The organism is Flavilitoribacter nigricans DSM 23189 = NBRC 102662, assembly GCF_002646595.1.
Lineage (GTDB): Bacteria > Bacteroidota > Bacteroidia > Chitinophagales > Saprospiraceae > Flavilitoribacter > Flavilitoribacter nigricans.
In genome coordinates this window covers 275024-287774 of the sequence record NZ_PDUD01000024.1, presented here as the reverse complement: position 1 = coordinate 287774, position 12751 = coordinate 275024, and the positions used below count along the sequence as shown (strand labels likewise).

At 51.5% G+C, this 12751-nt stretch carries 8 protein-coding genes; 4 read left to right on the top strand and 4 right to left on the bottom strand.

The genetic code is table 11. The features are described from left to right. Nucleotides 1-487: 487 nt before the first annotated feature. A complete protein-coding gene (locus CRP01_RS20385) occupies nt 488-1204 on the top strand; it encodes a class I SAM-dependent methyltransferase (protein ID WP_099151934.1) in 717 nt (238 codons plus the stop codon). Here the strand turns inward: CRP01_RS20385 and CRP01_RS20380 are convergent. Beyond that, a complete protein-coding gene (locus tag CRP01_RS20380) occupies nt 1201-2004 on the bottom strand; it encodes a hypothetical protein (protein WP_099151933.1) in 804 nt (267 codons plus the stop codon). The two genes, CRP01_RS20385 and CRP01_RS20380, sit on opposite strands and share 4 nt — an antisense overlap. A gap of 154 nt (nt 2005-2158) precedes the next feature. Here CRP01_RS20380 and CRP01_RS20375 point away from each other — a divergent pair, with 154 nt between their 5' ends. After that, the gene (locus CRP01_RS20375; protein ID WP_099151932.1) at nt 2159-3346 is read left to right on the top strand and encodes a TlpA family protein disulfide reductase; all 1188 of its coding nucleotides are present in this window, start codon (nt 2159-2161) and stop codon (nt 3344-3346) included. A 65-nt stretch (nt 3347-3411) separates the two neighbouring features. On the opposite strand, the gene CRP01_RS20370 is transcribed toward CRP01_RS20375, so the two are convergent. Both CRP01_RS20370 and CRP01_RS20365 read right to left on the bottom strand, forming a co-directional pair. Then, on the bottom strand, nt 3412-5814 hold the full coding sequence (locus CRP01_RS20370) for an ABC transporter permease (protein ID WP_099151931.1): 2403 nt from the start codon (nt 5812-5814) through the stop codon (nt 3412-3414). A 163-nt stretch (nt 5815-5977) separates the two neighbouring features. After that, entirely contained in the window at nt 5978-7000 is a 1023-nt protein-coding gene (locus CRP01_RS20365; protein ID WP_099151930.1) for a hypothetical protein, read from the bottom strand. 122 nt (nt 7001-7122) lie between these two features. On the opposite strand from CRP01_RS20365, the gene CRP01_RS20360 reads away from it, so the two are divergent. Further along, complete coding sequence (locus tag CRP01_RS20360; protein ID WP_099151929.1) at nt 7123-7785, top strand: ankyrin repeat domain-containing protein; 663 nt, start codon at nt 7123-7125, stop codon at nt 7783-7785. Here CRP01_RS20360 and CRP01_RS20355 read toward each other — a convergent pair. Beyond that, entirely contained in the window at nt 7775-10225 is a 2451-nt protein-coding gene (locus CRP01_RS20355) for a choice-of-anchor L domain-containing protein (protein ID WP_143473465.1), read from the bottom strand. The genes CRP01_RS20360 and CRP01_RS20355 overlap by 11 nt on opposite strands. Nucleotides 10226-10726: 501 nt before the next feature. Here CRP01_RS20355 and CRP01_RS20350 point away from each other — a divergent pair. Next, nucleotides 10727-12649 carry a vWA domain-containing protein gene (locus CRP01_RS20350; protein WP_099151927.1) on the top strand — a complete coding sequence of 641 codons (1923 nt, stop codon included), beginning with the start codon at nt 10727-10729 and terminating at the stop codon, nt 12647-12649. The last annotated feature ends 102 nt before the right edge of the window (nt 12650-12751 follow it).

The window sequence follows — 12751 nt, the reverse complement described above, 5'->3', positions numbered from 1 at the left end:
GAGTTATTTCTACGAAAGCGGAGAAAAGGAATCCGAAGGGAAATATGGTACTTATGTTCTTTCCCATGATCATGGAGACATATATTTTTATCATAAACAGGGCGTCTGGAAATATTGGTTTCCGAAGGGAAAACTAAAAGCGTTTGGAACGTATGATAATGTGCAGATTCAGGATATGAGTTTTGGAGACGATCCGCAAACAGGAAAAGGGGTAAGAAAAAACGATTGGAAGTACTTTGATGAAAAAGGAGTTGAAATTACGCATAAGGAATTCATCGCAAGGGGATGGGAGATAATTGATTATTGAAAGCGTAAAACGGGAGCAAAGACTATGATGTTCAAGGACCTGAAGTCGCATAGTGTGTAGTCAGACAATTGCAAGTCTGGTTTATAGAAAAATTGGTGGATAGAATATTTGCTTGCGTCTATTGCATTTCCGGTAGTCACTGGAATTTATCAATTTCGGCCTCGCTAAAACACAACGATCATGATCCGAGAAAAAATCCTGGCCGCCTACGAAACCATGGCTGAGCGCTACAACGAACTCATTGACCACAAACCGCACAACGCTTACTACGATCGGCCCAATACCCTGAGCCTGCTCCCGGAGGTAAATGGCAAAAGCGTTCTCGATGCCGCCTGCGGCCCGGGGAAGTATGCCGAAATATTGTTGTCCCGGGGAGCCGAAGTGACCGGTTTCGATCTCAGTCCCCGGATGGTGGAGCTGGCGAAAGAGCGTAATGCGGGTACAGCCGGCCGTTTTTATGTGCATGATCTGACCCGGCCGCTGGATAAGTGCGTCGACGGATCATTCGATGTCGTACTCTGTGCCCTGGCTATGCACTATATCGAGGACTGGACTGCCACGATCCGGGAATTTTATCGGGTGCTCAAACCCTCCGGACAATTGATCCTCTCCATCGAACATCCCTTTTTTGAATACCTGTATTTTAAATCCGAGACCTACTTCGCCACCGAGGCGGTCCGCTGCACCTGGTCGGGTTTTGGGAAGCCCATCGAGGTCAATAGCTACCGTCGCCCCCTTTCGGCCTGTATTGGCCCCCTGACGGAAAATGGATTTTACCTCGACAAATTGCTGGAGCCCAAACCGGTGCCCGAATTCGAAAAGCTCGACCCGAAACATTTTAAGGAACTCAATGAATTTCCCGCCTTTATGTGTCTGCGGGCCATCCGTCGGGACTAATCGTATAGCGCCGAGACCCAAAGGGTGATCGTTTGCTCCGCCCAGTTGACGACCACCGGCAGGTCTTCCGGACAAATGCCAGATGGGATGATCCCCTTGTTCCGGAATCCCTTGAAAAGATACAGGTCCATCAGCCAGGGATAGGTACTGGCATTGTGTTCGAAATAGGCGATCGTTTGCTGCTGGATGCGCTCCCAGGAAAACCAGTTGTCGGCGTCGAACTCATAAAACCACAACGCGAGGGCGTAGGCGGCAGCCGGAGTGGAGTTGCTATACTGGTCTATGTAGGCGGTCCGGATATCGGTGAGCATCGCTTCGGCAGCTTTCGCGCCTACAGACCGTTCCTGCAGCAGGTCGGTCAGTTTTTCGAGTACGAATTGGCGCAATTCCTTTTCATCCCGGGCTATAGATTCAAACTCCTGCTGATCTTCCAGCGGGAAACGGAAGAATTCCAATGCCCAGTTGCCTTCGTAGATCGTACCGCTTTCGTACATACTTCCGCGGAAGGCTTCAGCCGCACTCACCCCAAAACTATAGACGAGATCCTGCAGCGTACCCGTTCCCACCCCGGCGATCCGGTCAATTTCGGCCAGATCGCTGAAGCGGCGGCGCGGCAGCTCATTGCGAACGCGCAGGATCCGGGCGGCCAGTGTGCGTCCCATAGTTTTACCGGGGCCGTCCGCCGGATCGTCACGGATGGTGCCATCGAGGATCATATCTACGTTGCGGGCCCGGTTAAAAAATCCGATGATGCGGTTTTGGATCCAGAGGGGAATATCGGGATGGGAAGTGGTGGACATTTTTTTAAAGGAAGATAGCGGTGTTTGGGTATAAAAAGCCAGAAAAAAGTGAGAATTAAAGGTAATTTAATATTTGTCGGCGCGATTGAAAAGGTGATCACTCGCTTACATCGAAACAGGACATTAACTTTGATCCCAGCTAAAAGTATTAAACATGAAACTCCTTGCGCCGTTCTTAATTTTTCTAGCCTTACTCATCACCAGCTGTAGCGACCCGTCCGCTTTTTCCGGAACGATACAAATATCCGGTGAGGACGATTGGAAACGGATGGTATATCTCATAGATCCTATAGGTTTTGACGGTATTGGCAAAAGCTATACCGGCACTATCATCGATTCGGCAGTCATCGCGTCCGACGGTAGCTTCGCCTTCCAATCCATGCCCGATGCCCCGGAGCCCATCCTTCTGCAAGTTGCGATCCAGCAGCAAGGGGAGCGATTTCTAAATAAACTGGGACACGAAAATCCCGATACGGACAACTACTTTCCGATCCTCTGGAAGAACGGCGGTCAGCTTCGCATCTCCGCCGAAGCCGCCCATTTTCAGCGAAGTTTTAGTTTGGAAGATCCCACTCCCGAGAATGCGGCACTCCTGGAACTGAGAAACATCCGGCAGCAGGCGCACCAAGACTTTTTGGCCAGAGCGGCGGACGAACACGATGAGAGCGGACTGCTGGATGCTGAAAAAGCTCAGATGAACTATCGCCAGGCCCTGATGCAATTTGCGCAGGAGACCGACCATCTATTGCCGGCGTTGACGGCCATCCGCTGGGCGAGTATCGAGGGAGACTACGAAAGAATACCGGAATTTATGGTCGCGCAATGCGAGCGGTGGCAGGCGGCCCGGCCGGACCATCCCTGGGTAAATCAGTTGTGCCGCTACGGCAACCGGGAGATCCTGCCCGTGTTGAAGGGCGATATTGTTCCGAATTACGCCATGCCGATGCTTTCCGGCGATACGGTTCAGCTACATAGTTTGCTGGGCGCACGACTCACCATCTTGGACCTTTGGGCTTCCTGGTGTGCACCCTGTCGCCTGGAAAACCGGAACGTTCTGGGGCCGCTCTGGGAGCAATACCAGGAGCAGGGCCTGCAGATCATTGGCTATGCGCTGGATGCCAGTCAGAAGGTCTGGAACGGAGCTATCGAGAAGGATGGTGTCGGTCGCTGGCTGCACGCGTCTCACCTGCAGGGAGATGATTCCCCGTTTTTTGAGGTACTACGCATTCGGACCATACCAGCCAATTATCTGATGGATGGCAGCGGAAAAGTTGTCGCTAAGAACCTGCACGGCGAAGAACTCACCCACTTTGTGCAGGACTACCTGGGAAATGGAAAGTAATCGAGCGCCGCAAAGCGGATCACCGGCTAATTCACATTGAATTAGCCGGTGACCGGTATTGCCGCTTATTCGTATTTCAAAGCCCGCACCGGATTACTGCGTGCTGCTTTCAGGGCGTGGTAGCCGGTAGCCAGAATAGTGATCAGGGCTACAATACCAAAGGCTACGGCATACAGCCAGAAGTTCATGGAAGTGTGGTAAGAGAAAGTCTCCAGCCACTGGGACATGAAATACCAGGCGGCTAGGAAGGCCGGGATAGTCGCCAGCGCCACCAGGAATACGAAGTTCCGTGTCAGCAGGTAAATAATATCCGAAGTTTTGGCACCCAGTACTTTGCGGACGCCGATCTCCTTGGTCCGCTGTTCGGCGGTGAAAGAGGCCAGGCCTAACAGACCCAGACAGGCGATCAAGATCATCAACACGCTGAACAGGGTAAAGATGCGAGCCCGGATCTGATCAGCCTCGTAGAGTTCCATGAAGGACGCATCGACAAAATCAAATTCCAGGGGTTGGTTGGGGAATACGTCCTGCCACTGGGTTTGAATGAAGCCCAGGATCTCCGACATTTCACCCGGGGTCTGTGGGTTGATCCGGATGTGCATTTCCCGGTTATTGGCTCGTGGGATGAATAGCAGGGATTCGATCGGATCGTAAAGCGATAATTGATGGAAGTCCTTCACCACGCCGATCACCTGGAGCATCGGCAGGGTATCATTGGTGCCAAACTGGACGCGCCGACCAATGGGATCGTCCCACCCAAAACGTCTGACCATCGCTTCGTTGACCAATATGGCCTGGGTACTGTCGGTGCGATAGTCCGGGCTAAAGAACCGGCCCTCCGCCAGTTCAACGCCCAGGGTTGGGAAAAATTCGTAGTCCACCGCGTAGAGGTCTACTCCGAAAGTTTCCATGGTGCCCTGTGAGGTCTCGACGTTCATAACGTTTTTACCAAAACCATCCCCCGGGGTAGTGGAGGCCGTACCGATGGCCGTGATCTTTGGATTTTTCAGCAGGCTTTCGCGCAGGGTAGGATATTTTTCCCGGGCTTCGGGGCCCTGCAGCGAAAAGGAAATGACATTCTCCTTATCAAAACCCAGATCCTTCTGGCGGAGGTAACTCATCTGATCGTAAATGATCCCCGTACCGATGAGCATGAAGATGGTAATGGCAAACTGGACGGATACCAGCGCTTTTCGCAATTGCGGATTGCCGCTGCCTTTACCCAGCGATCCTTTGAGCACCGCAATGGGCCGGAAGGAAGACAGGTAGAATGCCGGGTAGCTGCCCCCGATAATGCCGGTCAGGACCATCACGCCCAACGCACCGAGCAGTACCGGTCCGGAAAAGAGCAGGCTCCGGCTAAGCTCCATGTCGAAAGCATGGTTGAATACCGGAAGTACCAACAATACCAGCAGATAACTGAGCACAATGGCCACCAAAGTAAAGATCAGGGATTCCGAAAGGAACTGAGCGACCAATTGTTTCCGGTCGGACCCGAGTACTTTGCGCACCCCCACTTCCGTAGCGCGTTTGGTGGCCCGCGCCGTGGCCAGGTTCATGTAGTTGATGCAGGCAATGAGCAGAATGAACAAAGCTACAGCCCCGAAAATATACAGGAAGCCGATCTCACCGGTTGGCTCCGGTTCTCCCTCGAAATCAGATTTCAAATGGATATCGGTCAGGCCGATCAGTTCGTAGCGGACCTTAATATTGAGTTCGTCGAAAATGACCGCCACGTACTTTTCGATCACCTCGGGTAGTTTGGCGGTAAATGAGGCCGGACTGATCCCTTCCCGCAGCAGTACATAGCTGTAAATACCGAAGCCACCCCAGTTGCCGGAGTTCGGATCATTCAGACTGGGAATGGAATTGCTGGAGATCATCGCGTTGGCGATCAGATGGGAATGACGGGGCATATCTTCGTAAATGCCGGTAACCGTGTAGGCCCGGCCGCTCTCCGTTTCCAGCACTTCTCCCATCGGATCGTTATTTCCGAAAATGCGTTCGGCGGTTGTCTGGGAAAGGGCGATGGACATGGGTTCCTTCAGGGCCGAGGCCGCTTCTCCGCGGAGGAAATTGAAGGTAAATACATCCGTGACGGTGGTGTCTACCAGAAACACTTTCTCTTCAAAGAAGACCTTATCCTGATGTTCCAGCTGAGTGCGGCCGTTGGGAATGAAGCGCACGTATTCTTCCACTTCCGAGTAGTCGGCTTTGAGTTGGGGAGCCAGTGGGGTCTGGGTCGTCGACCAGCGAAAAGCATCGTCGGGCTCGGTAATATCCGTGGAGACCCGGAAGATGCGATCTTTCTTTTCGTGGTACTGATCGAAGCGATTTTCCTCGGTAATGTAAAGTAAAATGAAGAGGGTGGAGGCAATGCCGAGGGTCAGGCCCAGGATATTCAGAAAAGTATAGCCAGGCTGACGCAGCGCATTACGCAATGCGAGTTTCAAATAATTTTTGATCATGTCGTCGGGTGTGTTTTAGGGTGCACGGAGCACCGATATTACAGTAAGGACGACACAAATTATCAAATAGTTGCAAACAAAACGAATTAATTACGAATTAATTCGTAGATGATTTAAATTTTGTTTCTGCTATTGCTGCCTTAACATTGGCAACACGTTTCACTTAGCCGGCGCTTTCATAGATAAACTCCTGTGTATAGTTGAATGGGAACGGATCCGGCAGTGGAGTTGGGTATGTAAATTGTTGCACGGTAAGCTCATCCAGCTTGATTCGCCAGATTGTGGGATGAAAGAATTGCTCGTCCCCCTGGTGCAGGCCGGCGATCACGACGGTTTGGGCATCTTCCCAGTAGCCGTCCTCAAAGCGGCAGGGTGTGCCGCAGAAAAGCAGGCGCTGGCGGATGCCCCTGTCTAGGTCCTCGATCGCAGCTTCCGAATCCGGACTCATGCCGTAGATGGTCTGGGTGCCGTCATCATTCTTTTGCATGATCACGTCCCGGGCGTAGATGTCGAGATTAAAGCGGCCGCCGGGAGCGTAGATCATCCAGTTATCGGGGCGATCTTTGAGCGGAAAGATATCGGCAAACGGTACTTCCAGCAGGCTGTCTATTTTCCACCGGTTCGACAGACTAAATGCGCTCAGTCGCCAGTCCTCAATATGCGGTGCGTAAAAGTTAAACCAGCTTTCCAGTTGGTTTCTGGCTTCCGGCGTCAGACTGATCTTGGGTTCTACTACACTGATCTCTTCACCCACCACCCAGTAGGGGACCGGGCAGCTCAGCAATAATTTGGGAACTCCACCTTCGATTTGTCCTTCCAGTGCCTGGGCATCGCGGATCTCTCCACCGCTCAGACGGATACCCGCATTGGTACGGGCAACTTCATTGCCGGCGGCATTGAGAATAACAAAAGTGGAATCAGTAGTTAGCTGGTAATCAAAATCCGGCGGCCAGATCGGGGTGATCAATTCATTGGAGCCTTCGCTCTGTATGCGAAAGCAGTTATTTATTAACAACAGTTTTCCGATCAACAGCGCTTCCATTTGTGCGGTTTCCCCGGGTTGGGCAATCCGTCGCGGAAAGTAGGGACCTTCCGTCTGTACATCTGTACTTTCAATTTGTTGTCCGCAATAGGCCAGCAATAAAGCCAGGGCAATTAATACAAAAAGTGGGGTCCTGTTTTTCATAAGTCGAGTATTTGGGTGTATTTTTAGGGTTACCAGAAAGTGTCTGGTAAAGGTCGGCCGTACCCGATCCGTATCTTATAAACCTGAAGTTTAACCCATTAAGTTCGATCAAAAAACAAATCATGCAATCACCCGAAGCCCTGGTCAATGCGGTGCAGTCCGGAAATATGGAACAGGTAAAAATGCTCGTTGAGCAACAACCGGAACTGATCCATTCCCAAACCAACGCCGGTATCCCCATTACTCTGCTGGCCGCCTATTATCGAAAGACACCGATCTTTGAATGGCTGATGAGCCGGCGGGATGATCCCAATATCTACGAGGCGGCCGTTGCCGGGCAGCAGGAACGGGTAGAAGCGCTACTGGAGGCATCACCGGAACTACTCGATGCCCACGGTTCGGATGGCTTCACTCCTTTGGCACTCACCTGTTATTTCGCACAGTATCCGATAGCCAAATTGCTGGTGGACCGGGGCGCCGACGTCAATCTCATCGCCAGTAATGGAAGCCGGATCGCTCCGCTGCACTCGGCGGTAGCGGCCAACAGTCTGGAGATCACCCGACTGCTGCTGGAAAACGGCGCTGAGGTTGGACTCAGTCAGCACGGAGGGGTGACGGCATTGCACACGGCGGCACATCGCGGCAATGTTCCCATCGTTGAGCTACTCCTGGAACATGGCGCTGATCCTACACTTAAAATGGATGACGGCCGCACGCCGCTGGATTTTGCCCGGGCCGATGGCCACCAGGAGGTCGTGAAAATACTCACTGCGGCTAGTGAATGATCATTACTTTTTGTCGGAAGGTCCGGGCTTCGGTGACCAACTCCAGAATGTAAAGCCCGGGAGGAATATTTCCGAGATCTAGAGAAATATTCCTTCCGGACGAGTTCGATACATTATGGGTAATTACTGGTTTGCCCTTCGAATTGAATATTTTGACTATACCCTTTTCCCCTAGCGGAGCGGGCAGTAATAAACTAAATCGTCCCCGGCTCGGATTGGGGTAGAGTTGCAGCTGTCGGTCAATGACCGCGTTTGCTACGGCATTGGTCAGGTCGACCGTAATTTCTTCACTCGCCCGGCTGCAGCCCGCAGCATCCACAATCGTGACGGTATAATCTCCCGGTTCCAGCCCACTGAGGTCTTCTACTACCATCCCATTGCTCCAGAGATAGCTATAAGGCGGTGTTCCACCGGAAACAGTAAGATCGATCGCTCCGTCCGGACCGTGCTGTACTTCGGAAGTAATGCGGATATCTTTCAGTTCTACCTTAACCGATTGGAGATAGGCACAACCGTTGGAGTCCAGCAAATGCAGTGTATATTCCGTGCTTTGCTCCGGTCTTGCTGTGGGCGCGGGGCAATCGGTGCAACTCAGTCCGGCCGCCGGTGACCACTGGTAAGCGATATCGTAATCCGATGCGAAAGTAATACTCCAACCCGTAAGCCGGCCCCTGGCAGTAGACGGTCGTGCCGAATCATCAATCACCACCAGTCGGTAGGTCCCATTGGTGCGAAAATTTCCGGATAAAAAAGCGGACCAGTTTGCTTCGGGTAAATAATTGCCAGTAAAAGGAATGGAATCTGTAGGGGCAAATTGCCCGGGGGAATCGATGCGGTGGCTAGCCGTCGGGGTAAAGCAGGTATGAATATAGGCATCTGTTTCTAGCTCGTTGCCGCCATCCTCTCCGTTATCGGTAGATAATTCGAGGATCTGTCCATCCGGGCCGATCAGAAAAATATCCAGTTCTTCGAGTCGCTGGTGTTGCAGAGTATCTATGCAGACTGATCGGATCAGTCCTGGTTTTAAGCGGTCCGGAAAGATACCGCTGACCTCAATGTCAGAAAAAATACTGCCGGTATAATTACCAAATACCCCCGGGGTGAGCAGGAGATCAGCATTCCTGAATACCGTATCAGTCGGAATGGCCAGTGGACTACGGCCATTCAAAACGACGGAATCTCCCGGACACAGTAGTAACTCAGCCGGTAGCTGATCCGGAGCCGGTAAATTGGGATCGTCAATATAAACGGTAAAGGATCTGCTGAAACATTCGTTCAGAAAGACTTCAAAAGTGATACTTTCCCGGCCTTCGTCCCCATCGTCCTGGATCGCCTGGATCGGGATCAGAAGTTCTGTTGTTCCGGCCGGGATGATCAGTTTAGGTGGCAGTGCTTCGTAATCCACTACGCTTTGGGCCGTACCGGAAAGCTGATATTCCAGCACCAGGTCCTCCTCCAAGGGTGCGGGGATCCGGAACGCTACTACACCCGGCTCACAATTTTCCACGATCAGATCATCGAAGCTGATTACCGGCAGACGGGCCGCCGTCGAACTGGTCCCAAAGCTTTTGGCTTCCAGAAAGATCCCAGAGTCGAAAAGAGAATCACTAATATCGGCGATCACCAACTTAATGGTATAAGTTTCGCAGGGTACGACCACCGCTTCGGCGGTAAGAACGGTGGTTAAGCCGTCAAAAACGGGATAGGTTTCGGCCTCATAATGCGGCCGGAAATACTGGCTGTTGGCTAAAGAGCCATTGTCTCCTTCGCAATAGGCCAGATCTACGCTGTTCGCAGTGCCGATCGTGCCGTCATTTACCCTATTGATGGAGACGGGCAGGTTCGTTCCCGGGATCAGTGCAATATTTTCGGCCCCATTTTCAAAAGGACCATTGAATCCCGGCCCGGAAATGAAAAAGCCAAATGCATCATTGTACCGGCTACACACGAACAGGGGATATTCTTCCGAGGCAAATACATAGCGAAATTGCAGCGTATCCGCTATGGGAATGAACGTGATCGTAATCATAGCGATGTCGAAAGCCAGGTCGGAGCCGCCAAGTTGTTGTATATCGGAATCGGAAACTTCACCGTTTGTGTCAGAGTTAGCCTTGGTTCTTCCCGGAGCCGCAATACCCGGATAGATATTGGTGTTCAGCATGCTATTGGATACCACTCCGGTACTCATAACGATACCTCCTTCCAGCCCGATGTCTACCATTCCCGATTTAAAATAACCGAAAGATTCTGGTGCTCCCTGGTAGTCTATATCCAGGACTTTTATACCCTCACCCAGAAAGAAACTGGAGATCAGATCCGCCGGGTCAAATGGATGTGTATTACTCACTTCGAGTTGCTGGCCCGTAAGAGGAGAAACTGCGATAAGCAGGAAGAAGATGCCCGGCAGGCACCATCGAAAGGATTGCATAGTATAAATCACAAAGAGGCGTTTTTTAGGAACATCTAGAGTTCCCGGGTATTCGTAATAGGCGCAGATCGGATAGTAAACGGTAAAGACCTTAACCAGGGTAGGGTTGTTCAGTTCCCAAATTATTGAATATAAAAAATGGCAATTTCAATGGTAATAGCAATTTCAATAACTCAAAATCAGGCGAAAAGGTCAAAATCGGCGCAGAAAGCTGCCTTTTGCTTGCTATTGCTATTGTACTTGACATTGTAATTGAAAAATTCGCATTGCGTTTTTATAGAACTGAACAACTCTGCCGAACCAGGGGACTTACGTTTCGAATTTAAGAGAGCAGAGTAGTACTGCGTTTTCCTGCGCGCTTCCACTTTACAATCTTATCCGATCAATTAATAATTCTTAAAAATAGAGATTTTGCTGTGTTTCAGACGCTAGGGTCGTACTTACTTTAAAATTTTCACATTTCATTTATGTAATCTGCCGCCGGTCTGCATCTATTGGTAAAAAACACAAATGATGACTAAAATCCGTTTTCTACTAACCGGCCTTTCCGGCATCTGCACCATCCTTTTTTTTGTATCCTGGCTGACACCCGTATCCACCCAGGTGGAGATCCGGGGGATCGTTACTGATTCCATTACCGGAGACCCGCTTCCGGGAGTGAATGTTCTTATCCATGGAACCAGTCAGGGCACGGTAACCGACTTTGACGGCAAATTTCAGATCGAAGTGGCGGAACTACCAACTGTTCTGGAAGTAATATATATCGGGTACGTAACCCAAAAAGTATCAGTAACTGCTGCGCAAAAAGAACTGCAAATTGAACTCTCTACCTCTCCTGAAGTATTGGAAGAGGTAGTTGTTACCGGTTATCAGACTCAGAAGAAGCGCAGTAAGCCCGCAAAAGTACAGAGCCGGGAAATGGCGGCCGGTGCCCGACTCCAGGGCCGGGCTCTGGGTATTATGGCGAGCCCTGTACCTGCGTCCAGACCCAAAGCGGACCGATTCAATACCGAAGACTATTCCACTATAAATGAAAATCGCTTTTTACGTCCCTTGAACGCGCCACGCTCTACTTTCTCCATAGATGTGGATGCCGCTTCTTACAGCAATCTGCGCCGTTTCATCAATGAAGGCCAGGTGCCGCCGAAAGACGCCATCCGCATCGAGGAGATGGTCAATTATTTTGAGTATGACTATCCGCAGCCCCGCGGTTACGAGCCGTTTACCGTCAGTACCGAGATCGGCGCCTGCCCCTGGCAGCCGGAACATCGGCTGCTGCATATCGGGCTGCAGGGGAAACGTCTGCCGACGGCTCAGATCCCGGCCTCCAACCTCGTTTTTCTGCTGGACGTATCCGGTAGTATGAGCGATCCCAACAAATTGCCGCTGGTGCAGGAAAGCCTCAAAATGCTGACGGATAATCTGCGCCCGGAAGATAAAGTCGCCATCGTTGTGTATGCGGGAGCGGCCGGGGTGGTGCTGCCGTCTACTTCCGGTTCGGACAAACAAAAGATCAAAGATGCCATGACGGCCCTGGAAGCGGGTGGATCTACCGCCGGCGGAGCCGGTATTAAGCTGGCGTATAAAATTGCCCGTGAAAACTTTGTGGAAGGCGGGAACAACCGCATCATCCTGGCCACGGACGGTGATTTCAATGTCGGTGCCTCCAGCGACAGTGAGTTGGTACGCATGATCGAAAAAGAACGGGAAAGCGGGGTTTTCCTAACCGTGCTGGGTTTTGGCATGGGCAATTACAAGGATAATAAAATGCAACAACTCGCCGATAAAGGCAACGGCAATCACGCCTATATCGATAATCTCAATGAAGCCCGGAAGGTGCTGGTGACCGAATTCGGCGGTACGCTGTTCACGATCGCCAAGGACGTCAAACTGCAAATCGAGTTCAATCCGGCAAAAGTGGCGGGTTACCGGCTGATCGGTTACGAGAATCGTCTGCTCAACGATGAAGATTTTGCGGATGACAAAAAGGATGCCGGAGAAATGGGCGCCGGGCATACGGTCACCGCACTTTACGAGATCATTCCGGCGGGTGTGGAGAGTACCTTCCTGGCTGATGTCGACCAGCTGAAATACCAGGAGGTTAAAACGAAAAATGACGGTATCGGTGATCTGTGTACGGTCAAACTGCGCTACAAGCAACCGGATGGGCAAAAGAGTCAGTTGATCGAGCAGCCGGTAGCCGATGTAGCTACGGCGGATGGATCACTCAGTAATAATTTTCACTGGTCGGCGGCCGTTGCCCAGTGGGGCATGCTCCTGCGGGATAGTGAGTTCAAAGGTAATGCCAACCTGGCTGATTGCCGGGCGCTGGCCGAGCGGGCCAAAGGTTCGGATCGCAACGGATACCGCGCCGAGATGATCAGTCTGATGGACAAAATGCAGCAGTTGACCGCCGGATTAGCAGCGGAAAAATAACAATACGGCACCGCCGGGTAGCTCATCATCAGAGTGGCCGGTGGTCCTGTTTTAAGGAGTGCCTATCGACCAATCGGCTCCGTTTCAGCGCATTTTCTAAAA

Coding starts and splice junctions, on each gene's coding strand:
- CRP01_RS20380 (WP_099151933.1), bottom strand. CDS start 2,004: ATGTCCACCACTTCCCATCCCGATATTCCCCTCTGGATCCAAAACCGC.
- CRP01_RS20365 (WP_099151930.1), bottom strand. CDS start 7,000: ATGAAAAACAGGACCCCACTTTTTGTATTAATTGCCCTGGCTTTATTG.
- CRP01_RS20385 (WP_099151934.1), top strand. CDS start 488: ATGATCCGAGAAAAAATCCTGGCCGCCTACGAAACCATGGCTGAGCGC.
- CRP01_RS20360 (WP_099151929.1), top strand. CDS start 7,123: ATGCAATCACCCGAAGCCCTGGTCAATGCGGTGCAGTCCGGAAATATG.
- CRP01_RS20350 (WP_099151927.1), top strand. CDS start 10,727: ATGACTAAAATCCGTTTTCTACTAACCGGCCTTTCCGGCATCTGCACC.
- CRP01_RS20370 (WP_099151931.1), bottom strand. CDS start 5,814: ATGATCAAAAATTATTTGAAACTCGCATTGCGTAATGCGCTGCGTCAG.
- CRP01_RS20375 (WP_099151932.1), top strand. CDS start 2,159: ATGAAACTCCTTGCGCCGTTCTTAATTTTTCTAGCCTTACTCATCACC.